This window comes from Nocardia sp. NPDC004068 (assembly GCF_042874315.1).
Classification (GTDB): Bacteria; Actinomycetota; Actinomycetes; order Mycobacteriales; family Mycobacteriaceae; genus Nocardia.
The window spans coordinates 833,684-858,782 of sequence record NZ_JBIAMW010000001.1; the positions used below are offsets into that span (position 1 = coordinate 833,684).

Genomic DNA, 25,099 nt, shown 5'->3' on the forward strand with positions numbered 1-25,099 from the left:
CAGGCGCATGGTTGACCTTGCCCACCGTGACGGTGCCGGTACAGAGAAATTGGAGCGCGTCGTCATCCGCTTCGCCGGGGACTCCGGCGACGGGATGCAGCTGACGGGCGACCGCTTCACCCACGAGGCGGCGGCCTTCGGCAACGACCTCGCCACGATGCCCAACTTCCCGGCCGAGATCCGGGCGCCGCAGGGCACGCTACCGGGCGTCTCGTCCTTCCAGATCCAGATCGCCGACTACGACATCCTCACGGCGGGCGATCAGCCCGACGTGCTGGTGGCCATGAATCCCGCTGCGCTGAAGGCGAATCTGGAGGATCTGGCGCGCGGCGCGACGGTCATCGTCAACACCGACGAGTTCACCAAGCGCAACCTCGCCAAGGTCGGCTACACCGGCGACCCGCTCACCGACGACACGCTGACCGGTTTCGTGGTGCACCGCGTGCCGATGACCTCGCTGACCCTCGCGGCCACCGAGGTCACCGGCGTCGGCAAGAAGGACGCGCAGCGGGCGAAGAACATGTTCGCCCTCGGCCTGCTGTCGTGGATGTACGGGCGGCCGATCGGCGGCACCGAGCAGTTCATGCGGGAGAAGTTCGCCGCGAAACCCGATATCGCCGAGGCCAACATCCTCGCGTTCCGGGCGGGCTGGAACTACGGCGAGACCACCGAGGCGTTCGCCACCACCTACGAGGTCGCGCCCGCGACCCTCGCTCCCGGCACCTACCGGCAGATCACCGGCAACACCGCGCTCGCCTACGGCATCGTCGCGGCCGGGCAGCTGTCCGGCCTGCCGGTGTTCCTCGGGACCTATCCGATCACCCCCGCCTCGGACATCCTGCACGAGCTGAGCAAGCACAAGAACTTCGGCGTCACCACCTTCCAGGCCGAGGACGAGATCGCGGGAATCGGTGCGGCCCTGGGCGCTTCGATCGGCGGCGCGCTCGGCGTCACCAGCACCTCCGGCCCGGGTCTGGCGCTCAAGAGCGAGACCATCGGCCTCGCGGTGATGACCGAACTGCCGCTGCTCATCATCGACGTGCAGCGCGGCGGTCCGTCCACGGGCCTGCCCACCAAGACCGAACAGGCCGATCTGCTGCAAGCCCTCTACGGCCGCAACGGCGAGTCGCCGGTGGCGGTGCTCGCGCCGCGCTCCCCGGCGGACTGCTTCGCCACGGCGGTCGAGGCGGCGCGCATCGCGCTGACCTACCGCACCCCGGTGCTGCTGCTGTCCGACGGCGCGATCGCGAACGGTTCGGAGCCGTGGGCGATTCCGAACGTCGCCGAGCTCGAGCCGATCGATCCGGCCTTCGAACCCGAAGCGGCCGAAGGGGATTCGTTCCAGCCCTACGCGCGTGATCCGGAGACGCTGGCCCGCCCGCTGGCCGTCCCCGGCACCAAGGGGCTCGCGCACCGCATCGGCGGTCTGGAGAAGGCCGACGGCAGCGGCAACATCTCCTACGATCCCGCCAACCACGAACTCATGGTTCGCTTGCGGCAGGCCAAGATCGACGGCATCGCCGTGCCCGAACTCGAGGTCGACGATCCCGACGGCCGGGCCGAACTGCTGCTGATCGGCTGGGGCAGCTCCTACGGCCCGATCGGCGAGGCGTGCCGCCGGGCGCGTCGGCGCGGGGTGTCGGTGGCCCAGGCGCATCTACGGCATCTGAATCCGTTGCCGCCCAACCTCGGTGACGTGCTGCGCCGCTACCGCACGATCGTCGCCCCGGAGATGAACGGCGGCCAGCTCGCCATGCTGCTGCGCGCCCGCTACCTGGCCGACGTGCGGCCGTGGACCAAGATCGCGGGCACCGCCTTCTCCGCGCAGGAACTCGTCGGCGTCATCGATGCCGCCCTCGACGGCTCGATCGCCGAGCTGGAACACGACAAGGCCTTCGCCGCGCGGGCACGGGCCACGTATCGCACGACAGGGGGCAAGTGATGACGATCGTCGAAACATCGCTCGTCGGAACCGATCTCGGCCTGACCGGACTGGCCGGGGTGCCGGGCGCGGCCGGACCGCAGAAGGCCAAGGACTACACCTCCGATCAGGAGGTGCGCTGGTGCCCCGGCTGCGGCGACTACGTCATCCTCGCGACCGTGCGCGGATTCCTGGCCGAACTCGGATTGCGCCGGGAGAACCTGATGTTCGTCTCGGGCATCGGCTGCTCGAGCCGGTTCCCGTACTACCTCGACGCCTACGGCATCCACTCCATCCACGGCCGCGCGCCCGCCATCGCGACCGGGCTGGCCGTGACCCGGCCGGATCTGTCGGTGTGGGTGGTGACCGGCGACGGCGACGCGCTCTCCATCGGCGGCAACCACCTGATCCACGCGCTGCGCCGCAATGTGAACATGACGATCCTGTTGTTCAACAACCGGATCTACGGCCTCACCAAGGGCCAGTACTCGCCGACGTCGGAGACCGGCAAGGTCACCAAGTCGACGCCGATGGGTTCGGTGGACCACCCGTTCAACACGTTGTCGGTGGCGCTGGGCGCGGAGGCGAGCTTCGCCGCGCGCGCCCTGGACTCCGACCGCGCCGGGCTGACCGAGGTGCTGCGCGCCGCGGCCGAACATCGCGGCGCGTCGTTCGTCGAGATCCTTCAGGACTGCCCGATCTTCAACGACGGCTCCTTCGACGACCTGCGCAAGGAGAACGCCGAATCGCATCTGATCCGGCTGCGGCACGGCGAGCCGATCCGGTTCGGCGCGAACGGCGAATTCGCGGTTGTCCGAAGCGGATTCGGCCTGCGGGTAGTCGGGGCCGACACCGTCGCCGAATCGGAGATCGTCGTCCACGACGCGCACAGCGAGGATCCGGAATACGCGTTCGCGCTGTCCCGGCTCTCCGCCCAGGACCTCTCGCACGTCCCGATCGGTGTCTTCCGCAGCGTCGCCCGCCCGACCTACGACGACGGCGTCCGTGCCCAGACCACCGCCGCCCGCGACCGTAAACCCGTGGGCCCGAACACCTTGCAGGACTTGCTCACCGGCAAGGAGACGTGGACGGTCGGCTGACGCCCACCAGGAGGTCGCCCGCACTGATCGACGGGTAGTCCGCTACCTCACTGATCGGCGACGAAGGAGTCGAGCAACCTGGAGCAGAGGTCGGCGAACCGCTTGCGGTTCGCCTTCTGCTCGTCGCTCAGACCCGTATCGGTCGCCGGGGAGTACACCACCAGGTGCACATCCTGATCCGGTGTGTCGCCGAGGAAGTCGAGCAGCGTGCTGCCCGAATCCCCGTTCTGCGGCATCCCCATGTCCGCGGTGGCCAGGGTGTGCGCCTCGGCCGCCGCGTCGGTGAGGACCTCCACCGGCACCCGCCCGTTCGTCCGCTGCGGCGCGGCGCCCGGTGCCCGGTTCGCGCTCGCGGCGTCCGGACTCCGGACCGCCCGGCCGTCGCCCCGCACCTCCAGGATCGGTTGCAGATCGGTCCGCGCGTCCCAGCCGGGGGGAATGGTGGTGAGCACCACCGAGATCGGCGCGGCGGCCACCGGAACCGTCCCGGGCGCGGGCACCGGCTGCCGCGGCGCGTGCGCCCACGCGACGCCCCCGACGGCCGGACCGCCGAGGGCGGTGGCCGCCACCAGCAGCGCACCGGCCGCCGTCCGGGCGAACGCCAGTCCGAGAGTCCTGCCGAGCGACCGCATGGTTCCTCCTGATCGGACGGTTCGTCGTGAATCGCGAAGCGCACGAACCCTACTCGGCCCGCGTCCTCCGGTATTCGTCGCCCCGCCACCCGGCGGATGGCCCGAATCCGATGTCAGCGCAATGCCGGGGGATTGGTCAGGTCCGCGGCGTTGAACGTGTCGCAGGCGCGGACCTGACCGGTGCGATAGCCGGACAGGAACCACTTCTGCCGCTCGTCCGACGACCCGTGCGTCCAGCCCTCGGGATTGACCCGGCCGGTGGACGCCTTCTGGATGCGATCGTCGCCGACCGCGGCCGCGGCCGACAGGGCGTCCTGAACATCCTTGTCGCTCAACGTCTTCAGATAGGGCTGGTTGTTGCTCGCCGACATGGGCTGTTTGTCGGCGTAGTAGGCCCACACCCCGGCGTAGCAGTCGGCCTGCAACTCCAGCCGCACCGACCCGGAATCGGGTCCCTTCGGATCCCGTTGCGCGCGACCGGAATCGCCGAGCAGATTCTGGATGTGATGGCCGAACTCGTGCGCCACCACGTACTCCTGGGCCAGCGGGCCGCCGCTCGCGCCGAATTTGTCGACCAGTTCCTGGAAGAAGCCGGTGTCGAAGTAGGCGCTGCGGTCGGCGGGGCAGTAGAACGGGCCCACCGCGCTGGTCGCGTTGCCGCAGCCGGTGCCGACCGAACCGGTGAACAACACCAGCTTGGGCTTGCTGTACTGCTTGCTGGTCTGCTTGGGAAGCTGTGCGCCCCAGACCCCGTCGAGGCTCTGGGCGGTCGCGACGACGCGGCACTGCACGTACTTGTTGGCGTCGGCGCCCGTCTTGCACATCGAGGTGTCCACGCCACCGGTCTGCTGACCGCCGCCGCCGGTGACGTTGTCGAGCACATTGCCCGGGTTCACGCCGAACAGCAGCGCCAACACGAGCACGATCAGACCGCCGCCGCCACCGAGCGCGAGCTTGGGTCCCATACCGCCCGAGGAGGCCCGGTCGGGATCGATTTCCATACCCTCGTTGAAGGTCATCGTTCGCTCTCTCATGTGCGTGCGGGGGCGTGCTCGACGTCCCGCGATCCGGCTGGGGCGCGCGGCCCGAGACAAGCTTGACACGGCCGCGCGGATATCGGTTTCCCGTCGCGAACCGTGTCTAACTAGGATGGGACCGCGCCAGGCCACCCTGGCCGTGCCCCGAGTCGTCGAAAGGAATCCCGTGCTGCGCACCCACTTGGCAGGTTCGCTGCGAAGCGAGCACGCCGGTCTGACCGTCACCCTCACCGGATGGGTGGCCCGGCGGCGAGACCACGGTGGGGTGATCTTCATCGATCTGCGCGACGCGTCGGGGGTGGCGCAGGCCGTCTTTCGCGAGGGCGATCCCGCCGAACAGGCGCATCGGCTGCGCAACGAGTTCTGCGTGCGGGTCACCGGCGTGGTCGAGGCCCGGCCCGAGGGCAGTGAGAACCCGAACCTGCCGACCGGTTCGATCGAGGTGAACGTCAGCGAGCTCGAGGTGCTCAACGAGGCCGCGCCGCTGCCGTTCCAGCTCGACGACGAACCCGGTGAGGAGGCGCGGCTGAAGTACCGGTACCTCGACCTGCGCCGCGAGACCCCCGGCCACGCCATCCGGCTGCGCTCGAAGGTCAACGCCGCCGCGCGCGAGGTGCTCGACCGGCACGCCTTCGTCGAGGTCGAGACCCCGACCATGACCCGGTCCACCCCGGAGGGCGCGCGCGACTTCCTGGTGCCCGCGCGGTTGCAGCCGGGCAAGTTCTACGCGCTGCCGCAGTCGCCCCAGCTGTTCAAGCAGCTGCTCATGGTCGGCGGCATCGAGCGCTACTACCAGATCGCGCGCTGCTATCGCGACGAGGACTTCCGCGCCGACCGGCAGCCCGAGTTCACCCAGCTCGACATCGAGATGAGCTTCGTCGAGCAGGAGGACGTCATCCTGCTGGCCGAGGACATCCTGGTGGCGCTGTGGAAGCTGGTGGGCCACGACATTCCGACGCCGATCCCGCACATGACCTACGCGGAGGCCATGCGCCGCTACGGTTCCGACAAACCGGACCTGCGCTTCGGCATCGAGATCACCGAGTGCACCGAGTATTTCGCCGACACCCCGTTCCGGGTGTTCCAGGCGCCCTACGTCGGCGCGGTCGTCATGCCCGGCGGCGCGAGCCAGCCGCGGCGGCAGCTCGACGCCTGGCAGGAGTGGGCCAAGCAGCGCGGCGCGAAGGGTCTGGCCTATGTGCTGGTGCAGGAGGACGGCACGCTCGGCGGTCCGGTCGCCAAGAACCTCAGCGACGCCGAACGCGAGGGCCTCGCCAAACATGTCGGGGCGGAACCGGGTGACTGCGTCTTCTTCGCGGCGGGTCCGGCCAAGGCGCAGCGCGCGCTGCTGGGCGCGGCGCGCGGCGAGATCGCCCGGCGCTGCGGCCTGATCGACGAGGACGCGTGGTCGTTCGTGTGGATCGTGGACGCGCCCATGTTCGAGCCCGCCGACGAGGCGACCGCGAGCGGTGATGTGGCGCTGGGACATTCGGCCTGGACCGCGGTGCATCACGCGTTCACCTCGCCGCGGCCGGAGTCGCTGGACACCTTCGACACCGATCCCGGGTCGGCGCTGGCCTACGCCTACGACATCGTCTGCAACGGCAACGAGATCGGCGGCGGCTCGATCCGTATCCATCGCCGCGACGTGCAGGAACGGGTCTTCCAGGTGATGGGCATCGGGCCCGAGGAGGCGCGGGAGAAGTTCGGCTTCCTGCTCGAGGCGTTCTCCTACGGCGCTCCGCCCATGGGCGGCATCGCCTTCGGCTGGGACCGCATCGTCGCGCTGCTCGCCGGGGTCGACTCGATCCGTGAGGTCATCGCCTTCCCGAAGTCCGGCGGCGGCGTCGACCCGTTGACCGACGCGCCCACCCCGATCACCCCGCAGCAGCGCAAGGAGGCCGGGCTGGACGTGGTGCTGGACGAGAACGGCATCCCGGTCACCGCGAAAACCAAGTAGCCGCAAGGGTTTCCGGTGCTGCACGTTCGGGTGATCTGCCCGTCGGAGGCGACCGACGCCGCGCTGGCCGTCCTGCGCACCGAGCCGGGCGCCACGCTGATCACGCTGCACCGCGGCGCGGCGGTCGAACCGACCGGGGATCTCATCGAGGCCGATATCGCCCGCGAGTGCGCCAACGACGTGCTCGCGGCGCTGTCGGACCTCGGCATCCCGAGCACGGGCGGCATCCTGCTCGACCCGGTCGAGACCTCGTTGTCCGAGGCCGCCGATCGGGCCGAGGAGGCCGCGCCCGGTGACCCCGCCGACGCGGTGGTGTGGGAGGAACTGCTCGCCCAGACGCACGAGGAGTCCTCGCTGAATCTGGTGTTCCTCGCGTTCATCACCATCGCGTGCCTGCTCGCGGTGGTGGGTGTGGCGACCGACTCGCCGGTGACGGTGGTCGGCGCGATGGTGGTCGGGCCGGAGTTCGGTCCGCTGGCGGCCATCGCGGTGTCGTTGGTGCGCAGGGACTTTCGGCTCGCCCGGCGGTCGGCGCTGGCGTTGCTGGTGGGTTTCCCGGTGGCGATGGGGATCGCGACGCTGGCGTCGCTGGTCTTCGAGCACGCGGGCTGGATCACCGTCGACGGCATCAACGAGAGCCACAATGTCGACTTCATCTACGAGGTGGGGCCGTTCTCCCTCGTGGTCGCGCTGCTCGCGGGCGCGGCGGGCATGCTGTCGCTGGTCACGTCGAAATCCTCGGCGCTGGTCGGGGTGTTCATCTCGGTGACCACGATTCCCGCGGCGGGCTACGCGGCGGTCGCCGCCACGCTCGGCGAATGGCATCGGGCCTTCGAGTCGATCGGCCAGCTCGGCGTGAACATGGTGGGCATCGTGGTGGCGGGGGTGATCGTGCTGCAACTGCGGCCGGGGCACGGCCGCGAGGGCGGCCCGGTGCACCGGTTCAAACGCTGGTGCGCCGGAATGCTCTGAGGCTCAGACGAGTACGCCGCCGGTGAGGAATCGGTAGGTGTAGGTGACCGCCATGATCGTCACGGGGGCCACGATCAGCAGCCCGATTCCGCACAGCAGCGTGGCCACGACGGTCAGCACCACCACGGCCAGCGCCAGCAGCAGGGTCGGCGCGAGATTGGCGATCACCAGATTCACACTGGATTTGATCGCCGTGAACGGACCCTGATCCTGATCGATCACGAAGTGCAGCGCGAACATGCACAGGTACCCGACGATCAGCGCCGGAAAGACCAGGCACAGCGCGGCCACCCACGCGGCCACGAAGACGACGAGCGCGGTCAGCAGCACATTGCCCGCGTTGACGAAACCGAAGAAGGACTGGAAATCCGGTGGCGTGCCGTCGGTTTCGTAGAGCGCCCCGCGAACCATGGCCGCCTGCAACAGCCAGACCACCACCGACACCACGAGGAAGATCAACAACAGCGGCGCGAGCGATTCGATGTCGCCGATATTGATCACCAGCGTCACCGCCAGATAGGCGATGAAACCGACCAGTGTGATCGCCACCCACGGAATCGGATTGGCGCGGAAGTGGTTCCAGCCGTACCCCAGCGCGCTGCCGATGCTCAGGGTGGGGGGCGGCGGACCCGCGACGTAGCCGGGGCCGGGTGTGCCGTATCCGGGCGGCGCGTCCCCGGGCGGCGGATACGAGCCCGGCGGACCGTAGCTCGGTTCCCCATAACCCTGATCGGGGCCCGGCGGATACCCCGGTTGGCCATAACCCCTGTCCGACGGACCGTATCCGGGCTGCTGGGTGGGAATCGGCTGCGTGCCCGAAACCGGCGGCGGCACCGCCCCACTCGGCGGCGGTAGCGGCGCACCGCCCGACACCGGGGGCGGCGGCTCGATCGGCTCCCTGCCGTACTGCGCCTGACCTGGACCCTCGAACTGCGGATACCCCGCCGCGCCCGGCATTTGGTGCCGTCCCGACGCACCGCCTCGCGCGGGCGTGTCGCCGGAGCCGGGGTGCGGCGTGTCGGTCATGGTGGGGACCTTTCGAATCGCCTGGGTTGCGGTGTGGCGCAGAGCAGTTGAGGATGAGACAACCGGACCGGCCCACGAGTGTCAAGCAGCCGGTCCCCGGTGTCCGCGGCCGGACTCGTTCGTGATACCCGTTCAACATCACGTGCGGTAGCGAGCCCTTCACAAAGACACGCCGAGCGACGCGCGAAAGGTTGCGCAACCGCTCGCTGAAAGTGACCCGAAGCGAGTAACTTGGGATCCGATGACCGCACTATTGGCCGAACGCGCCGCCGAAGTCGTGTCCGCGGCACAACAGTTGCTCACCAAGCGAATGGGCGCTGCGGTAAAGCTGAGCGACCCCGTCGAACTCAGTGGCAGTGGCAGGACGACGGTCCTACGCGTGCGCGTGGCGGAGAACGCCTTCTCGCTCCCGCGAACCCTGATCGTCAAGCAGGTTCGCGGCGCCGCGCGCGATCGACGCATCGGTGGCATGGCGCCCGGAGTGGCCAGTATCGACTCGGCCTTCCTCCGGGAGGCGGTGTCCTATCAGTTCACCACCGCGCTGTCGAGCCGCCACCGCCCCGGCGCGTACCTGCTCGCGCACAGCTTGCCCGATCGTCTCCTCATCCTCAGCGACCTCGGTGAGAACATGTCGCTCACCAGCGTGTTGCAGACCGGCGGCGAGACCGCCACGCGCAACGCGCTGATGGCGTTCGCGCAGGCGCTGGGCCGCATGCACGCGGCGACGGTCGGGCGCGAGGCCGACTTCGTGGCGCTGCTGCGCCGGGTCGACGTGTCGCATCGCATCGACGGCATCGGCCAGCAGGCCGAGGCCGCGATCAACGAGGTGCCCGGACTGTTGTTGCGCGAGTTGGGCATCGAGGTGCCCGGCGAGATCGCCGAACGCATCGTGCGCGGCAACCGGCTGTTCTCGGCGGGTCGCTTCCGCGCGTTCAGCCCCTCGGACCTGTGCCCGGACAATGTGATCCTCAACGAGGAGGGCGCGCGGTTCCTCGACTACGAGTGGGGCGGCTTCCGCGACGCGACCCTCGACATCGCCTACGCGCTGGTGTCGTTCCCGGGCTGCCTGTGCGATGTCGAACTCTCGCGCGAGCGCGCCCGGCAGATGGTCGAGGCGTGGCGCTCGGAGGTCGTGGGCGTGTGGCCCGCACTCGCCGACGACGACCTGCTGGCCGAACGCATCCTCGAGGCCCGGCTCATCTGGGTGTGGCTGTCGACCTACTGGTTCCTCCCGGTCGACTACACCCGCATCGCCGCCGCCCGCGAACACGGCCTGTCCGTTCCACGCTCGGCCGCGCTGATCAACCGCTGGGCCGCCCTCGCCGAGGACGCCCGCTGTTTCGGCGACGATCCGCTCGGCGATTTCGCCGAACACGTGTCGGCCACCCTCGAGGAGTACTGGGAGGAGTAGCCGCCCGGAATGTCCGGTGCCGCTCAGGGTTTCCGCGCCTCGACGAGAGTGCGGGCGGCGTGGGCGACGAACGGTCCTTCGCGCACGATCCGCTCGTGCAGTGCGCGCAGCCGATCCCGGTACGCCTCGACGGTGAATCCCGGAACCAGCCAGATCACCTTCCGCAGGAAGTAGACGATCGCGCCGATATCGCCGAATTCGACGCGCAGGCGCTCGCTGCGGAGATCGACGATATCGAGTCCGGCCGCCCGCGCGTCGGCGGCCTCGACCTCGGGATCCCGCGCCCGCCGGGCCTCCGGTTGCGGTCCCAGGAAGTATTCGACCAGCTCGAAAACGCTTGCGGCACCGACATGTTGGGCCAGATAGCTCCCGCCCGGCCGCAGCACGCGCGCGATCTCGTCCCAGCGGATCGTCGCGGGATGGCGACTCGTCACCAGGTCGAAGGCCGCGTCGGCGAACGGCAGCGGCGCGCCCTCGGCCTGCGCGACCACCACCACGCCGCGTGGATGCAGCAGCGCGGTGGCCGTCGCGAGATTCGGCGGCCAGGACTCGGTGGCGGCCATGGTCGGCGGGAACGCCTCGGCCTCGGCGAGCACCTCGCCGCCGCCGGTCTCGAGATCCAGGGCCGCGGTCACCGTCGCGAGCCGCGCGCTCATCAACCGCTGATACCCCCACGACGGCCGCTGTTCGGTGGCCCGGCCGTCGAGCCAGGAGAAATCCCAGCCCGCCATCGGCGCGGCCGCGGCCTCCGCGACCAGATCCTCGAAGGTTCGGTCCATGCGGAAACATTCTTCCAGCCCGTACCAGCGCGGACCTGTCGGACCGGGACGGTACCGTCGAACTCGTGAGCGAAGGGTTGTTCGAGGCCCCGACGGCGGAGCCCGCGACCGGCGGGGGCACGGTGGAGTTCCGCGGCGCGGGTGATCACGTGCCGTTGGCCGTGCGGATGCGGCCCGCGAGCCTGGACGAGGTGGTCGGCCAGCGGCATCTGCTGGGCGCGGGCTCGCCGCTGCGGCGGCTGGTCGAGGGATCGGGCGCGGCGTCGGTCCTGCTGTACGGGCCGCCCGGGACGGGCAAGACCACGCTCGCCTCGCTCATCTCGCAGGCCACCGGCCGCCGGTTCGAGGCGCTGTCGGCGCTGTCGGCCGGGGTGAAGGAGGTACGCGCGGTCATCGATATCGCGCGGCGGCGACTGCTCGCGGGGGAGCAGACCGTGCTGTTCATCGACGAGGTGCACCGGTTCTCCAAGACGCAACAGGACGCGCTGCTGGCCGCGGTCGAGAACCGGGTGGTGCTGCTGGTCGGCGCGACCACGGAGAACCCGTCGTTCTCGGTGGTGTCGCCGCTGCTGTCGCGGTCGCTGGTGCTGCAACTGAAGTCGTTGTCCGACAACGATATTCGAGCCGTGCTGCGACGCGCGATCGAGGATCCGCGCGGGCTGGCGGGGGAGTACACCGTCAGCGACGCGGCCCTGGATCACATCGTGCGCATCGCGGGCGGCGACGCGCGCCGGGCGCTGACCGCGCTGGAGGCGTCGGCCGAATCCTCGCTCGACGGGACGGTCGACGTCGATCTGGTCGAGGCCAGCGTCGACAAGGCCGCGGTGCGCTACGACCGCGCGGGCGATCAGCACTACGACGTGATCAGCGCGTTCATCAAATCGCTGCGCGGCTCCGACGTCGACGCGGCGCTGCACTACCTGGCGCGGATGATCAGCGCGGGCGAGGATCCGCGATTCATCGCCCGCCGCTTGATGATTCAGGCCAGCGAGGACGTCGGCATGGCCGACCCCACGGCCCTGCAGACCGCGGTCGCCGCCGCCCAGGTGGTGCAGCTGGTCGGCATGCCCGAGGCGCAGCTCGCGCTCACCCACGCCACCATCCACGTCGCCACCGCGCCGAAGTCCGGTGCGGTCGCGGCCGCCATCGGCGCGGCCCTGGCCGATATCGGCAAGGGCAAGGCCGGCGCGGTGCCGCCGCATCTGCGCGACGGGCACTACGCGGGCGCGGCCCGGCTCGGCAACGCGCGGGGGTACCAGTACCCGCACGATCACCACGACGGTGTGCTGACCCAGCAGTACCCGCCCGACGATCTGGTCGGCACCGACTACTACCGCCCCACCGACCACGGGTACGAGCGCGAGGTGGGTCCGCGGGTGACCAAGCTGCGGCGCATCGTGCGCGGTCAGTGAAAACCCGGTGGACCTGGCCCGGTAGGCTGAATACTCGTGCAGACCCACGAGATACGACGGCGCTTCCTGGACCACTTCGTCCGTGCCGGGCACACCGAGGTCCCCAGTGCCTCGCTGATCCTGCCGGACCCCAACCTGCTCTTCGTCAACGCGGGTATGGTCCAGTTCAAGCCGTATTTCCTGGGTCAGGAGGCGCCGCCGTTCGCGCGCGCGACCAGCGTGCAGAAGTGCGTGCGCACCGGCGATATCGAAGAGGTCGGCGTCACCACCCGGCACAACACGTTTTTCCAGATGGCGGGCAACTTCTCCTTCGGTGACTACTTCAAGGAGGGGGCCATCACCTTCGCCTGGGAGCTGATCACCAAGCCCCAGACCGAGGGCGGATTCGGCTTCGACCCCGAGCGCATCTGGGTCACCGCCTACGAGAGCGATCCCGAGGCCGCCGAGATCTGGCACCGCGTCGCGGGAATTCCCAAGGAGCGCATCCAGTTCCGCGACGGCAAGGACAACTACTGGGACATGGGCGTGCCCGGCCCCGGTGGCCCGTGCTCGGAGATCTACTTCGACCGCGGCCCCGAGTACGGCCGCGACGGCGGCCCGATCGCCGACGAGGACCGCTACCTCGAGATCTGGAACCTGGTGTTCATGCAGGACATCCGCGGCGAGCTGAGCCCCAAGGAGGGCCACGCCCCGATCGGATCGCTGCCCAGGAAGAACATCGACACCGGCATGGGCATCGAGCGCGTCGCCATGCTGCTGCAAGGCGTGGACAACGTCTACGAGACCGATCTGCTGCGCCCGATCATCACCAAGGCCGAGGAGCTGACCGGCAAGTCCTACGGCGTCGAGGCCGCCCAGGACGTCCGCTTCCGCGTCATCGCCGACCACGCCCGCAGCGCGGCCATGCTGATCTCCGACGGCGTGAACCCCGGCAACGACGGCCGCGGCTACGTGCTGCGCCGGTTGCTGCGCCGGATCGTGCGCTCGGCCCGGCTGCTCGGCGCGGACAAGCCGGTGATGGGGGAGTTCATGCGGATCGTCCGCGATCTCATGTCGCCCTCGTATCCGGAACTGGCCACCGACTTCACCCGCATCGAGAACGTCGCCGTCGGCGAGGAGACCGCGTTCCTCAAGACGCTCAGCACCGGCACCAAACTGTTCGACGAGACCGTCGACGAGGTGAAGGCCAAGGGCGGCAAGCGCATCGGCGGCTCCGAGGCGTTCACCCTGCACGACACCTACGGCTTCCCCATCGATCTCACCCTGGAGATGGCCGCCGAGGCCGGACTCGAGGTCGACGAGGCGGGCTTCCGTTCGCTCATGGCCGAGCAGCGCCAGCGCGCCAAGGAGGACGCGCAGGCCCGCAAGCACGCCCACGCCGACCTCAGCATCTACAAGGAGCTCGTCGACCGCGGCGCGACCGAGTTCACCGGCTTCGACGAATTGACCACCGAGGCAACGGTTCTCGCGCTGATCGCCGACGGCGTGCGAGTACCCGCGGCGACGATCGGGCAGGACGTCGAGGTCATCCTGGACCGCAGCCCGCTCTACGCCGAATCCGGCGGTCAGATCGCCGACCGCGGCACGCTCACCGCGAGCGGGCTGAAACTGCGCGTCAACGACGTGCAGAAGATCGCCAAGAAGCTGTGGGTGCACAAGGCCACGGTCGAACAGGGCCAGATCGTCGAGGGCGACACCGTGCTCGCGCAGGTCGATCCGGCGTGGCGGCGCGGCGCCACCCAGGGCCACTCCGGCACCCACATGGTGCACGCCGCGCTGCGACAGGTGCTGGGGCCCAACGCCGTTCAGGCCGGTTCGCTGAACAAGCCCGGCTACCTGCGCTTCGACTTCAACTGGCAGGGTCAGCTGTCGGAGTCGCAGCGGGATCAGATCGAGGCCGTCTCCAATCAGGCCGTCGGCGAGGACTTCCGGGTCAACACGTTCGTCACCGATCTGCCCAAGGCCAAGGCGATGGGCGCGCTCGCGCTGTTCGGCGAGAACTACGGCGACGAGGTGCGCGTGGTGGAGATCGGCGGCCCGTTCTCGATGGAACTGTGCGGCGGCACCCACGTCGAGCACTCCTCGCAGATCGGCCCGATCACACTGCTGGGGGAGTCGTCGGTTGGGTCGGGCGTGCGGCGCGTGGAGGCGTTCGTGGGCCTGGACTCCTACCGGCACCTGGCCAAGGAACGCGCCCTGCTCGCCGGTGTCGCCTCCGCGCTGAAGGTGCCCTCGGAGGAGGTGCCCGCGCGGGTCGAGCAGCTGGTCGAGCGGTTGCGCGTCGCCGAGAAGGAACTCGAGCGCACCAAACTCGCCGCGGTGCTGTCCTCGGCGAGCCGGTTCGTCGACCAAGCCCAGCGGGTCGGGAGCGTGCTGCTGGTCGCCGAGGCGGCCCCCGAGGGCGTCGGAGCGGGCGATCTGCGCACGCTGGCCGGTGACATCCGCGGCCGGTTCGGCACCGAACCCGCGGTGGTCGTGCTGCTCGGCAACGCCGACGGCAAGGTGCCGTTCGTGGTCGCGGTGAACAAGGCCGCGCAGGAACTCGGGTTCAAGGCCGGCGATCTGGTGGCCGCGTTCGGGCCGAGCATCTCCGGACGCGGCGGCGGCAAGCCGGAGATGGCGCAGGGCGCGGGTTCGGATCCGTCGGGGATCGAGGCCGGACTGGCCGCGGTGCGGGCGCGGGTGGCCGAGCTCGCCGCCTGATGGACCCGTCCGGACCAGACCGGCCCAGCGTCGCGACCGACCCCGGCAGGGGTCGCCGGATCGGCATCGATGTGGGCTCGGTCCGCATCGGCGTCGCCGCCAGCGACCCCGACGGCCTGCTGGCCACACCGGTGGAAACCGTGCCGCGGGTGCGCAAGAGGGGGGCCGAACCCACCGACCTGATCAAGATTGCCGAAATTGTGCGGGAATACGAGGCCGTGGAGGTGATCGTCGGCCTGCCACGCACGCTACGCGGGGAGAACGGGTCCGCGGCCACGATCGCGACGGGCTTCGCGAGACGTTTGCGACGGATGATTCCTGGTGTGCCGATACGACTTTCCGACGAGCGGTTGACTACGGTATCAGCAGCACGTGCATTGCGGGACAGTGGAGTTCGTGCGCGTGGCCAGCGGCAGGTGATCGATCAGGCGGCGGCCGTCGCGATCCTGCAGGGATGGTTGGACGAACGGAGTGCGGTGTTGAAGTCGGCCGGTGACTCTGGCGGCGAGGTGGTCGGATGAACGACCGCTGGACCCGTGCGGAGGAGCGCTATCGGCAGCGCACCGAGGAACAGCGCTATCGGCGCTCGGACCACGACTGGGGCGACGCCGGACGGGCGCCCCGCGCGCGCGGCGGCCGCCATGCCGCGTCGACCGACGACTGGGACGACTACGAGGACGACACCGCGGTCATTCCCCGCTACACCGACGAGCAGGAGGCCGCGACCTACTCGACCGATCCCACGCTGCCGCGGGTCCCGGAGGGCCATCCGGAGGACTGGGTCGAGCCCGGCTATCACACGGGCGAATGGGAGCAATCCGACCGGCCGGTCGCCGAGCCCGGAAGTCGTTCGCGCAGAAGGGAAGTCGCGGAGGCCACTGACTGGCACGACGACGATCCGGCGGCGTTCGAGGACGAGGACCTTCCGCCCGCCCGTCCCGTGCGACGGCGTCCGCCCGAACGCGCGACCCGATCCGGGAGCGGTCGCGACACCCCGCGTCGTCCCTCGGGCCGGGGGCAATCGCGCGGCCGCCGGTCCCGCGCGGCCTCCCGCAAGGCCGCCGAACGCAAGCGCCGCCGGCGCAATCTGTGGGCGATCGGGGCCGTGTTCGCGGTGCTCATCGTCGCGGCGGGCGGGTACGCGGGCTACAAACTGATCGGCAAACTCAACGGCCCCGAGGATTTCGCGGGCCCGTCGGGTCCGGCCGTGGTGGTGCGCGTGCAGCCCGGTGACACCGCCGAGCAGATCGCCCAGACCATGGCCGACAAGGGCGTGGTCGCCAGCAGCGGCGCGTTCTACGAAGCGGCCGTGCGCAATTCGGGCATGACGGGCGTGCAGCCCGGCTACTACGCGGTGCCCTCGCACAGCAAGGGCGCCGACGCGGTGGCCGCGCTGCTGGAGAAGAAGAACCGGGTCGGCAATGTCGTGATCCCGGAGGGCAAGCGGCTGCACGACTCCACCGACGTGACCACCGGCGCGCGCAACGAGGGCATCTATCGCAAGATCGCCGACGCGAGCTGCGTCGGGACCGCGGCCGACAAGAAGTGCGTCACCCCCGAACAACTCGACGCCGCCGGTTCGAGCACGGACCTGGTCGCGCTCGGCGTGCCGTCGTGGGCGCTGGACGCGGTGCGTCAGGTGCCCGACCACTCCCGGCAGTTGGAGGGCCTGATCGCCGCGGGCGCGTGGGACTTCGACCCCACCGGCACACCGACCGACATCCTCAAACAGCTGATCGGCGCGAGCGCGCACAGCTACGAATCGACCGGGCTGCTGCAATCCAACGGCGCCAACAACATGACGCCCTATCAGACGCTCACGGCCGCGTCGCTGGTCGAGCGCGAGGCGCAGCCCAACGATATGGCCAAGGTCGCGCGGGTGATCGTGAACCGGATGGCGAACAAGCAGAAGTTGGAGTTCGACTCCACGGTCAACTACACCCTCGACCGCACCGAGGTCGCCACCACCGACGCCGACCGTGCCCGCGAGAACCCGTGGAACACCTACGCGATGGTCGGCCTGCCCGTGACGCCGATCTCCTCGCCGTCGCTCGAGGCCCTGCAGGCGATGGAACATCCCACGCCCGGCCCGTGGCTGTACTTCGTGACGGTCGACAAGCAGGGAACCACCATGTTCACCGACAGCTTCGCCGAACATCAGCGCAATGTCGTGCGCGCCCAGCAGAGCGGAATCCTCGACAGTGGCAAGGGAAACTGAACCACCGCGCCGGGCCGCCGTGCTCGGCAAGCCCATCGCGCACTCCCGCTCACCCCAGCTGCATCTGGCCGCCTATCGCGCGCTGGGCCTGAACTGGACCTACGAGCGGATCGAATGCACCGCCGAGCAATTGCCCGGCCTGGTCGACGGGCTCGGCCCCGAATGGGTCGGGCTGTCGGTGACCATGCCCGGCAAGGTCGCGGCCCTCGCCTACGCCGCCGAACGCACCGAACGCGCGGTGCTCGCCGAATCGGCGAATACGTTGGTGCGCACGGCTTTCGGCTGGCGCGCCGACTGCACCGACGTCGACGGCGTGCGGGGCGCGTTGCAGGGCGGCGGCGTGGCGAAGGCGGAACGGGCCGTGGTGCTCGGGGCCGGGGGCACCGCGCGGCCCGCACTGCTGGCGCTGTCGGAGTTGGGCACGCGGTCGGTGACGATCGTGGCCAGGGACGCGGGCCGGGCGGCGAGCACGCGGGAGCTGGCCGAGCGGCTCGGCATGGCCGTGGCCGTGGTCGGCTTCGACGATCCGGTGCTGCGGACGGTGTGCGCCGAGGCGGAGGCGGTGGTCAGCACGGTGCCGTCCGCGGGTGCCGCGCCCGTCGCCGAGGTGGTCGCCGCCGCGCCGGTGGTGCTCGACGCCATCTACGATCCGTGGCCGACACCGTTGGCGCAGGCGGTGATTCGGGCCAGGAACACGGTGATCAGCGGGCTCGAGATGCTGCTGAACCAGGCGTACGGACAGGTCGAGCAGTTCACCGGCCGCCCCGCGCCGCGCGCCGCGATGGCCGCCGCGGTGCACGACTGACACCGGTTACTGTTTTTCCCGATACCGCGGCAGGTTAATGTGGACCCCATGAATTCGTGGGTGTTACGCGCCACAGTCCTCGGGGCGCTGACGGTGGTCCTGCGGATCTTGCTGGGTTTCGGCATGATCCAATCGCCCACGCACGGCGCGTGGATGCGCACGCTGTGCCTGATCGTGCTGATCGCGGCGGCCCTGTTGTGGGGTCTGGCCGACGGCCGCGGCGACCGCCGCGCGCACCCCGACCCCGATCACGGCGGCGCCGATCTCACCATGCGCTGGCTGAAGGCCGGTGTCGTGGGCGGTCTGGGCAGCGGCCTGGTCTCGTGGGTGCTCGACTACGTGCCGAAGTTCGACCTCGGCGGCAACGGGTTGCTGTTCGAACTCACCGCGGGCGCCTCGTTCATCGTGCTGATGATCTTCATCCCGGCCATGGCCGGTGTGGCCCTCGGTCGCTTCCTCGTCGGCCGCGCGGGCCGCAAGGCCGAATCGAAGCCGAACCACGCGACGCCTGCGGCCGCCTGACCCGCGACCGGGCTCCCTTACGGCTGCTGCGTGGGCAGCGGCTTGCTGATCGGCTGGTCCATGATCTCTCGCGTCGGCGTCGGCTGGGGCCGACCCCCGTCCGGGAGCACGGCCACGCCCACGGAGATCAATGTCCCCGCGGCCGCCACGCCCGCGATCAGCCGCGCCATATCCAGCCACTGCCGCCGCGGTAGCCGCAGCTCGCTCATCCCGATTCCTGTCGTCGCCTGTACCCGCTCAATCGGGGTGGCGCCCGGTTCGTTACGAATGGGCGTGTCGGCGCGCCGTTTTCGGTGCTTTCGCGCGGTTCGGCGACGAGTGGCCGGGGCGACCCACGCGGCCCGGGTCCTTGGCCTAGGCTGGACGGAGAGAAACGGACGGTACGATCCTCGGACAGGACCCGGACGTGAGCGACCCGCCGCGACCCGGCGGAACCAACTTCGATGCGGTGGAACGGATGGACAGGCAGCCGGAAGACAGCAGGACAGCCGAGACCGGTCGCGCCGAGGCGGAAACCCGCGCGTCGAAGGTCATCCGGCTGCCGCATCGCCCGCGACGCACGACCGAGGACACCCCCGACCGCCGCCGCAAGCCCCGTCAGCCGGAGGGCGGCGCGGTCTACGACCCGGCCCCGACCCGGCCCGTCATGAGGTCGGAACTGCAGGAGACCGGAGCCTGGCCGGTCGACCTCCGTCCGGCGTGGCAGCACACTCCCGTGGACGTTCCGGACGACGCCGAGCGCGACGGGAGCGTCATCGATCTGGGTGCGTCGCGGCGCAAGCGCGCCAGCGCCGAGGCTCCGGGCGCGGGCATTCGCCGCGTGGCCAAGCCGCGCCGGATCGGCCCCGACATCTCCTAGCGCCACAACGCCTTTCGGCCGATTCGGCCTGTTCCCCCGACCTGCCACCCGTCGGGGTCGTGACTGTCCGCTGGACATGATCCTCTCCTCGCCTGCTCGCGCGTAGTCGGGTCGTGGGACGTGCTGTCCCGCTCAGAAATCTACCATCGCTAGACAACATAGCGCATCCAGTGTTACCTTTGCTCCAGTTTCTAGCGATGTTAGAACTTCTGAAGGGAAGCCGAAATGCTCATCGCCACCGGTCAACTCATCGCCACCGTCGCCGTTCTGGCCAACGCGATCGTCTACGGCACCGACGTCTGCGCGACCGTGATCACCCGATCCGTGTACCGCAAGCTCGACGACGCGGCCGTGACCATGAGCGCGGGATGGGGCCACTACTACGGCGACAGACGCATGCCGATCGTCGGCGTCGTCGGCGTGTCCACCGCCGTGCTCACCCTGCTGATCGCGCTGTTCGCCGGTCAACTCGGCACCACTGTCGCTGCCGCGGTCACGGTGGCCGCCCTGCTCATCTGGCTGGCCCTCTACGTCCGCATCGCCAAGCCGATCAACACCCAGCAGACCGCCGCCGCCCGCAGCGGCGTCATTCCCCCCAATGCCCGTGCCCTACAGGACAAATGGGACAGCCTCCTGAAGTACCGAATCACCCTGCAGTTCACCGCCATCGCGGGCCTGTGCGCCGCGCTGATCCTGTTCTGACCCCACCCCACCGAATTCCAGAGGAGTATCGACATGTCCTTCACCACCAACGAGCAGCGGTTCCTCGCCGAGGCCGGAATCGGCCGCCTGGCAACGGTTTCCCCCGACGGCGTCGTGCAGAACAACCCCACCAACTACCGCGTGAACCCCGACGGCACGGTCGATATCGGCGGCATGCGCATGCGCGCCAGCCGGAAGTTCCGCAATGTCGAGGCGGGCAGCCGCGTCTCCTTCGTCATCGACGAGCAGGTCTCCTTGGACCCGTACGTCATTCGCGGCATCGAAATCCGCGGTACCGCCGAGGCGCTCGGCGACGAGGAGCCCCCGTTCCCACCACAGGAACGCGCGGTCATCCGAATCCACCCCGACCGAATCATCTCCTGGGGCATCGACAGCGGCTCCTTCGAATTCACCAGTCGACCCGCCGACTAGCGGGACATCGACCAATTCCCTTGCGGCGCTGAAGGAGACACCGATGAGTTCATCGACAGAGGATGCCCCTCCCGAAGTGGATCCGTCTGCGCGCGGCTCACAGCCGGGCGGCGACCTCCTCCGCCGTCTTCTTGGCCGACATCGGATTCTGACCGGTCACGAGGTTGCCGTCCGCCACGGCGTAGGGAACGAACGGCAGCACCGCCTTTCGATAGCGGGCGCCCCGCTTCTTCATCTCCGCCTCCGCGTTGTAGGGCACGAGCTTGGTGACGCGGGCCAGGACTTCCTCCTGCCAGGCGAAGCCGGTGACCTCGCGCCCCGCGACGAGGTGGCTGCCGTCGGAGAGCGTGACGTCCAGCAGGCCGCAGTAGCCGTGGCAGACCGAGGAGACGATGCCGCCGCGCTCGTAGATCTCCCGCGTGATGCGTTGCAGCCCAGCGCTTCCCGGGAAGTCGTACATCACCGCGTGGCCGCCGGTGAAGTAGATGGCGTCGTACTCGGCCGAGTCGACATCCTCGGGTGCGGCGGTGTTCTCCAACAACGCCATCCGCGCCGGATCGTTGTGCCATGCCTTGGCCGAGCTGTCGTAGGTGGGGAACTTCAGCGAGCGCGGTTCCAGGGGGCACACCCCACCGGCCGGGCTGACCAGGGTCTGCTCGAATCCATTCTCCGAGAAGACATCCCAGGCATGAGTGAGTTCGGACAACCAGAGTCCGGTGGGGTGCGACGGGTCGTCGAAGTGGCCCACATTGCTGACGACGTTCAGGATGCGCTTGGTCACGAGTGCTCTCCTCTCGGAGCGGGGTTCGGTACGGATGTGGGGACGGGCAGGTGGAGAGCGTTCTGTCCCTCCGTCATGACATCGAGGCGGATCGTCCTGATCGGTCGCAGCGAGCGGATGTCGTCGGCGACCCGGCCGTCGCCCAGTCGCAGATCGACGCCTCGGGGCAGGTACGCGGATCCGGCCGCGAGGACATTGGTCTGGCTCAGCGTCGAGTGCCACGCCGCGTCGATCGTCGTGTACGACGTCAGGTTCGACACGTGTTCCCCCGAGGCGCGCCGCACCTGGCGCGGGGTGCGCGCGGAGAAGCTCACATCCGTGCCGCCGCCCTCGTTCGCGACCCGGGCCGTGGCGTGCTCGTCGTCGATATCGACCTCGATGTCGGTGCGCCACTTGGGAAATCCGTATCCGTCGTGGCCGCGTACCTGCGCGATATCACTGCTCACGGGAAGCGACAGGACATAGGAGTGCAGGTGATCGTTCTTCAGAGCCGTGACCAGATCGGCTGGCCCGAGTCCACCGTGGCGGGCGGGCTTGACGGCGATGCCGACGCCCACCTCGGTGTAGAAGTCGATGTCGCACACGTCGTATCGGAAGAACATCACCGACACCAGCCCCACACCCGGCACCAGTTCCAGCGGTGCCAGTTCCGAGGGAAGCCGCGAGCGGATCGCGCGCGTCGGGGCGATCATCGTCACCCGTGCCGTGGCGATCCGGTAGTAGAAGTTCGGTGTCCAGGTGGGCCCGATCGGGGAGTCGATCCGGGACTTGGGCAGTCGACGGAAGAAGTCGACGCCGGGCACGCGCGGATCCGCCGCGACGACGTCCAGGTCGGTCCGCATGCGGAAGCGGTCGTACAGGCCGCCCTCGGGGACTTCGACGGAATGACCGCCCAACTCGACCGTGACCGAAGGCTGCATGCTCTCTCCCAGATGTTTACGTTGCTTACATCGGTGATGCTAGGCGGGTATGTAAGCGTCGTCAACATCCGGCCGGGGTGAGTTGCTCCCCGCTATCGCGGACGCGCGGCGAAGGTCGCGGCGAAGGCCGCGCGGACGTGCTCGGCCACCTCGCGATCGGAGCCCGCCGACAGCTTGCCGTCCAGGTACAGGCACGCCAGCCCGTGCGCCAGCCCCCACCCCGCCGAGGCCAGAGCCTCGTGATCACCCTCCGGGAAGACCTGTGTCATCGCGAGCCGCAACAGGTCGTGAATCTCCTCCGCGGCGCGCACCCGATCCTCGTCCTCCTTGTCGCAGGGGTTTCCGAACATCAGGCGGAACAGGGCGGGCCGACGCAGCGCGAACTGGACGTAGGCGACCGCGAACTCCCCGAGTTCGCTTGGGGCCGTGGGCAGTTCGCGCCCCTCGGTCAGATCGGCCCGCAGGTCGCGCAAACCCTGCGCGGCCAGCGCCGACTCCAGCGCGTCCCGGTCGGCGAAGTGCCGATAGGGCGCGGTCGGCGAGACTCCCGCCTCGCGCGCGACCGCGCGCAGCGAGAACGCCTCACCGGCTTCGAGCATGCGCATCGCCACGGTCAGGAGCGACGACCGCAGATCGCCGTGATGGTAACCACTCTTCGCTGAAATCGACACCGCTTACATTCCTTCTCGGCCTCATGTTAGCGATGTAAACATACCGCATTCGGGAGCGGCGATGTCATCGACACAGCCCTCTCCCTCGGCGAACACTCTGGCCGCCAACCTGGCACCAGGGCACCGCACGGATGGCATCGAGAATCCGGATAGGTCATCGGGATTACGCCGACGTCTCCGGCGGCGAGGCTCGGCGCGATTGCCGGGAGCGGGCACAGGTAGCTCAGGTGGCTCGACCCGGCGGACTCGACATGTCCGGGTCATGAGTAGTTTCTCGGTTATGGAGAACGAGGGGCCCAGCCGAACAGCGCTCGTGACCGCATACGCCCGCGCCTATCATCAGATCGCCGATCAGCCAAGGATTCTCACCGATCCGCTGGCCGCGCGACTGCTGGGTGTCACCGCCGATGAGATCGCCGAATGGGGTCGCCCCGCGGAAACCCCCTCCGGGCTCGACAGCGACGAGGGAATGCTACGGCTGGGCGTCGGCGATCGCCCGCGCCGCCTGTTCTTCGCCGCCCGCGCCCGATTCGCCGAGGATCGCGTGGCCCAAGCCGCCGCCACCGGCACGCGCCAGATCGTAATCCTCGGCGCGGGCCTGGACACCTTCGCCTACCGCAACCAGAACCCGAACCTACGCGTGTTCGAGGTCGACCATCCTGCGACCCAGGCATGGAAACACCAACGACTCGCCGAATCCGGAATCGACCTCCCGGAGGGCCTGACCTTCGTACCGGTCGACTTCGAAACCGACACCCTGGCAACAAGACTGGACGAAGCCGGATTCCACCGAACCGCCCCAGCCGTCTTCGTATGGCTCGGCGTCGTCTTCTACCTGACCCCCGACGCCGCCCGCACCACCCTCGAGTACATCGCCGGTCAATCCAACCCGGTCGAAGTGATCTTCGACTACCTAGCGGACACAGACGAGGACCGCGCCCAACTACACGCCCGAGCAAAACGAGCCGCCGCCGTCGGCGAACCCTGGTTCAGCTACTTCACCCCCACCGACCTCGCCACCCAACTACACAACCTCGGCTTCACCAACATCGAAGACCACACCGCCACGGATCTCATCACCGCCTACCTAGGCCCCTCAACGGAATTCGAAGGCGCACCTCCGCAGGCATTGCGGCCGGTCCGCATACTCCGAGCGAGCCACTGAGAAACTACGCGAAATCCGTTGGGGCTCAACGCGTCTCAAGCGGCACGCAAACCCCGCGAGGCGAGCGGTTAACACACGGCAGCATAACCGGCTGCACACTCGACAGATGCATCACGGAGCCGCGTGACCCATGGTCCAATTCATGATGAGGCCGCCCGGACGAGGCTAGGCGTTCGCTCGGGACGAGCCGCCGGTACCTACTACTTCTGCGCCGAGATGCCTGCGCCCGCCGCCGCCCCACCCACAGGCTACGTTCGCCACCTCTATGGGCGCTGCGGTCTCTGCGCGGCGACATAGGCGATCCGTGTGAGTGATGTGGGCGATCCGTGTGGATGGCGTAGGTCATGGTGTGGGTGATGTGGCGATCCGTGAGGGAGGCCCAGGCCATCCCCTTTGGGGAGCGTCCCAGGGTGCGAGGGGCGCCACCCGTGCGAGGAGGTGCGCTGTGGCCGCAGGCGACGTCCACTCGACCCGTGGGGGAGGTGCGCTCGCTCCGTGAGGGAGGTGTGGCGCTGTATCCGCAGGGCGACGTGGGCGATACATGTGAGCAACATGGATTATTCGTATGGGTGGCGTGGGCGATCTGTGTGGGCAACGTGGGTTATCCGTGTCGATGCCGTGGGTTGTTCGTGTGGGTGGCGTGAGTTATCCGGGCGGGCAACGTAGATCATCCGTGCGCGGGTATCGGAGAGTCACCGTAGGCGAGAGGCGCCATCTGTGCGGGGGGAGGTGCGCTGTGGCCGCGACTGTTGACATGCACGCGCCTTACTGCCCTGTCCTCGTGAGCCGACGGGCGCTCTGCCTTGGGGGCGACGTGTGGGCCCACTTTCCGTGATCAGGTATGGCGCCGCAGCCCAGGGCGAGTTACCCGCCGCAACCCAATGCCTGCGTCCAAAGGTCCCGCTATGCAATCGATCCGAGTCAGATTTCGGACAGGCGACCAACGAGCGCCCAGCGGCATTTCCGTACGTTGCATGGGGCTGCTGCACGTTTGGGTGACAGTGGTTAGGCAGCCTGTCGGGCTGCTGGGGACATGATGGTTTCGAATTCGATCGGAGTCAACCGGCCCAG

Annotated in this window: 23 protein-coding genes; 15 read left to right on the forward strand and 8 right to left on the reverse strand. The window is 69.1% G+C overall.

The features are described from left to right. Positions 1-7 precede the first annotated feature (7 nt). Positions 8-1,942: a 2-oxoacid:acceptor oxidoreductase subunit alpha gene (locus ACFYTQ_RS03950; RefSeq protein ID WP_387356898.1), complete on the forward strand. Its 1,935-nt coding sequence runs from the start codon at positions 8-10 to the stop codon at positions 1,940-1,942. After that, a complete protein-coding gene (locus tag ACFYTQ_RS03955; protein WP_387356900.1) occupies positions 1,942-3,021 on the forward strand; it encodes a 2-oxoacid:ferredoxin oxidoreductase subunit beta in 1,080 nt (359 codons plus the stop codon). The genes ACFYTQ_RS03950 and ACFYTQ_RS03955 overlap by 1 nt, the downstream gene beginning before the upstream one ends. 47 nt (positions 3,022-3,068) lie before the next feature. Here ACFYTQ_RS03955 and ACFYTQ_RS03960 read toward each other — a convergent pair whose 3' ends face one another. Beyond that, positions 3,069-3,653, reverse strand: coding sequence for a hypothetical protein (locus ACFYTQ_RS03960; RefSeq protein ID WP_387356901.1), 585 nt, complete (start codon positions 3,651-3,653; stop codon positions 3,069-3,071). A 113-nt stretch (positions 3,654-3,766) separates the two neighbouring features. After that, positions 3,767-4,672, reverse strand: coding sequence for a neutral zinc metallopeptidase (locus ACFYTQ_RS03965; protein ID WP_387356902.1), 906 nt, complete (start codon positions 4,670-4,672; stop codon positions 3,767-3,769). 184 nt (positions 4,673-4,856) lie between these two features. Here ACFYTQ_RS03965 and aspS point away from each other — a divergent pair, with 184 nt between their 5' ends. Then, entirely contained in the window at positions 4,857-6,650 is a 1,794-nt protein-coding gene (aspS, locus tag ACFYTQ_RS03970) for an aspartate--tRNA ligase (RefSeq protein WP_387357039.1), read from the forward strand. A gap of 15 nt (positions 6,651-6,665) precedes the next feature. Beyond that, positions 6,666-7,622 (forward strand): DUF389 domain-containing protein, encoded by a 957-nt coding sequence (locus ACFYTQ_RS03975; RefSeq protein WP_387356904.1) that lies wholly within the window; start codon positions 6,666-6,668, stop codon positions 7,620-7,622. Between the two features lie 3 nt (positions 7,623-7,625). On the opposite strand, the gene ACFYTQ_RS03980 is transcribed toward ACFYTQ_RS03975, so the two are convergent. After that, entirely contained in the window at positions 7,626-8,648 is a 1,023-nt protein-coding gene (locus ACFYTQ_RS03980; protein WP_387356906.1) for a hypothetical protein, read from the reverse strand. A 241-nt stretch (positions 8,649-8,889) separates the two neighbouring features. On the opposite strand from ACFYTQ_RS03980, the gene ACFYTQ_RS03985 reads away from it, so the two are divergent. Next, a complete protein-coding gene (locus tag ACFYTQ_RS03985) occupies positions 8,890-10,059 on the forward strand; it encodes a phosphotransferase family protein (RefSeq protein WP_387356907.1) in 1,170 nt (389 codons plus the stop codon). A 23-nt stretch (positions 10,060-10,082) separates the two neighbouring features. Here ACFYTQ_RS03985 and ACFYTQ_RS03990 read toward each other — a convergent pair whose 3' ends face one another. Beyond that, complete coding sequence (locus ACFYTQ_RS03990) at positions 10,083-10,838, reverse strand: class I SAM-dependent methyltransferase (RefSeq protein WP_387356908.1); 756 nt, start codon at positions 10,836-10,838, stop codon at positions 10,083-10,085. Between the two features lie 65 nt (positions 10,839-10,903). On the opposite strand from ACFYTQ_RS03990, the gene ACFYTQ_RS03995 reads away from it, so the two are divergent. The 6 genes from ACFYTQ_RS03995 to ACFYTQ_RS04020 are packed head-to-tail and all read left to right on the forward strand — an operon-like array spanning position 10,904 to position 18,498. Then, positions 10,904-12,250 carry a replication-associated recombination protein A gene (locus ACFYTQ_RS03995; RefSeq protein ID WP_387356909.1) on the forward strand — a complete coding sequence of 449 codons (1,347 nt, stop codon included), beginning with the start codon at positions 10,904-10,906 and terminating at the stop codon, positions 12,248-12,250. 36 nt (positions 12,251-12,286) lie between these two features. Further along, on the forward strand, positions 12,287-14,953 hold the full coding sequence (alaS, locus tag ACFYTQ_RS04000; RefSeq protein WP_387356910.1) for an alanine--tRNA ligase: 2,667 nt from the start codon (positions 12,287-12,289) through the stop codon (positions 14,951-14,953). Continuing rightward, the gene (ruvX, locus tag ACFYTQ_RS04005; protein WP_387356912.1) at positions 14,953-15,474 is read left to right on the forward strand and encodes a Holliday junction resolvase RuvX; all 522 of its coding nucleotides are present in this window, start codon (positions 14,953-14,955) and stop codon (positions 15,472-15,474) included. Before alaS ends, ruvX begins: the two co-directional genes overlap by 1 nt. Further along, entirely contained in the window at positions 15,471-17,171 is a 1,701-nt protein-coding gene (gene mltG, locus ACFYTQ_RS04010; RefSeq protein WP_387356914.1) for an endolytic transglycosylase MltG, read from the forward strand. Before ruvX ends, mltG begins: the two co-directional genes overlap by 4 nt. Continuing rightward, a complete protein-coding gene (locus tag ACFYTQ_RS04015) occupies positions 17,155-17,976 on the forward strand; it encodes a shikimate dehydrogenase (RefSeq protein WP_387356916.1) in 822 nt (273 codons plus the stop codon). The genes mltG and ACFYTQ_RS04015 overlap by 17 nt, the downstream gene beginning before the upstream one ends. 48 nt (positions 17,977-18,024) lie before the next feature. Beyond that, positions 18,025-18,498: a B-4DMT family transporter gene (locus ACFYTQ_RS04020; protein WP_387356918.1), complete on the forward strand. Its 474-nt coding sequence runs from the start codon at positions 18,025-18,027 to the stop codon at positions 18,496-18,498. A gap of 17 nt (positions 18,499-18,515) precedes the next feature. Here the strand turns inward: ACFYTQ_RS04020 and ACFYTQ_RS04025 are convergent, their stop codons facing one another. After that, positions 18,516-18,707: a hypothetical protein gene (locus ACFYTQ_RS04025; protein ID WP_387356920.1), complete on the reverse strand. Its 192-nt coding sequence runs from the start codon at positions 18,705-18,707 to the stop codon at positions 18,516-18,518. 197 nt (positions 18,708-18,904) lie between these two features. On the opposite strand from ACFYTQ_RS04025, the gene ACFYTQ_RS04030 reads away from it, so the two are divergent. From ACFYTQ_RS04030 to ACFYTQ_RS04040, 3 genes are all read left to right on the forward strand, one after another. Then, positions 18,905-19,357, forward strand: coding sequence for a hypothetical protein (locus tag ACFYTQ_RS04030; protein ID WP_387356922.1), 453 nt, complete (start codon positions 18,905-18,907; stop codon positions 19,355-19,357). Between the two features lie 225 nt (positions 19,358-19,582). Further along, entirely contained in the window at positions 19,583-20,059 is a 477-nt protein-coding gene (locus tag ACFYTQ_RS04035) for a DUF1772 domain-containing protein (RefSeq protein ID WP_387356924.1), read from the forward strand. A 33-nt stretch (positions 20,060-20,092) separates the two neighbouring features. After that, positions 20,093-20,491 carry a PPOX class F420-dependent oxidoreductase gene (locus ACFYTQ_RS04040; protein ID WP_387356926.1) on the forward strand — a complete coding sequence of 133 codons (399 nt, stop codon included), beginning with the start codon at positions 20,093-20,095 and terminating at the stop codon, positions 20,489-20,491. A gap of 97 nt (positions 20,492-20,588) precedes the next feature. Here ACFYTQ_RS04040 and ACFYTQ_RS04045 read toward each other — a convergent pair whose 3' ends face one another. From ACFYTQ_RS04045 to ACFYTQ_RS04055, 3 genes are all read right to left on the reverse strand, one after another. Beyond that, positions 20,589-21,272, reverse strand: a complete 684-nt coding sequence (locus ACFYTQ_RS04045; protein WP_387356928.1) for a type 1 glutamine amidotransferase domain-containing protein — start codon at positions 21,270-21,272, stop codon at positions 20,589-20,591. Continuing rightward, positions 21,269-22,192, reverse strand: a complete 924-nt coding sequence (locus tag ACFYTQ_RS04050; protein WP_387356930.1) for an acetoacetate decarboxylase family protein — start codon at positions 22,190-22,192, stop codon at positions 21,269-21,271. The genes ACFYTQ_RS04045 and ACFYTQ_RS04050 overlap by 4 nt, the downstream gene beginning before the upstream one ends. Positions 22,193-22,284: 92 nt before the next feature. Further along, on the reverse strand, positions 22,285-22,863 hold the full coding sequence (locus ACFYTQ_RS04055) for a TetR/AcrR family transcriptional regulator (protein ID WP_387356932.1): 579 nt from the start codon (positions 22,861-22,863) through the stop codon (positions 22,285-22,287). A gap of 280 nt (positions 22,864-23,143) precedes the next feature. On the opposite strand from ACFYTQ_RS04055, the gene ACFYTQ_RS04060 reads away from it, so the two are divergent. Continuing rightward, entirely contained in the window at positions 23,144-24,028 is an 885-nt protein-coding gene (locus ACFYTQ_RS04060) for a class I SAM-dependent methyltransferase (protein WP_387356934.1), read from the forward strand. Positions 24,029-25,099 lie beyond the last annotated feature (1,071 nt).

Excerpts from the sequence above, each read along its gene's own strand:
- ACFYTQ_RS03950 (WP_387356898.1), top strand. The coding sequence starts at position 8 with ATGGTTGACCTTGCCCACCGTGACGGTGCCGGTACAGAGAAATTGGAG.
- ACFYTQ_RS03955 (WP_387356900.1), top strand. The coding sequence starts at position 1,942 with ATGACGATCGTCGAAACATCGCTCGTCGGAACCGATCTCGGCCTGACC.
- ACFYTQ_RS03960 (WP_387356901.1), bottom strand. The coding sequence starts at position 3,653 with ATGCGGTCGCTCGGCAGGACTCTCGGACTGGCGTTCGCCCGGACGGCG.
- ACFYTQ_RS03965 (WP_387356902.1), bottom strand. The coding sequence starts at position 4,672 with ATGACCTTCAACGAGGGTATGGAAATCGATCCCGACCGGGCCTCCTCG.
- ACFYTQ_RS03980 (WP_387356906.1), bottom strand. The coding sequence starts at position 8,648 with ATGACCGACACGCCGCACCCCGGCTCCGGCGACACGCCCGCGCGAGGC.
- ACFYTQ_RS03985 (WP_387356907.1), top strand. The coding sequence starts at position 8,890 with ATGACCGCACTATTGGCCGAACGCGCCGCCGAAGTCGTGTCCGCGGCA.
- ACFYTQ_RS03990 (WP_387356908.1), bottom strand. The coding sequence starts at position 10,838 with ATGGACCGAACCTTCGAGGATCTGGTCGCGGAGGCCGCGGCCGCGCCG.
- ruvX (WP_387356912.1), top strand. The coding sequence starts at position 14,953 with ATGGACCCGTCCGGACCAGACCGGCCCAGCGTCGCGACCGACCCCGGC.
- mltG (WP_387356914.1), top strand. The coding sequence starts at position 15,471 with ATGAACGACCGCTGGACCCGTGCGGAGGAGCGCTATCGGCAGCGCACC.
- ACFYTQ_RS04020 (WP_387356918.1), top strand. The coding sequence starts at position 18,025 with ATGAATTCGTGGGTGTTACGCGCCACAGTCCTCGGGGCGCTGACGGTG.
- ACFYTQ_RS04025 (WP_387356920.1), bottom strand. The coding sequence starts at position 18,707 with ATGAGCGAGCTGCGGCTACCGCGGCGGCAGTGGCTGGATATGGCGCGG.
- ACFYTQ_RS04035 (WP_387356924.1), top strand. The coding sequence starts at position 19,583 with ATGCTCATCGCCACCGGTCAACTCATCGCCACCGTCGCCGTTCTGGCC.
- ACFYTQ_RS04040 (WP_387356926.1), top strand. The coding sequence starts at position 20,093 with ATGTCCTTCACCACCAACGAGCAGCGGTTCCTCGCCGAGGCCGGAATC.
- ACFYTQ_RS04050 (WP_387356930.1), bottom strand. The coding sequence starts at position 22,192 with ATGCAGCCTTCGGTCACGGTCGAGTTGGGCGGTCATTCCGTCGAAGTC.
- ACFYTQ_RS04060 (WP_387356934.1), top strand. The coding sequence starts at position 23,144 with ATGGAGAACGAGGGGCCCAGCCGAACAGCGCTCGTGACCGCATACGCC.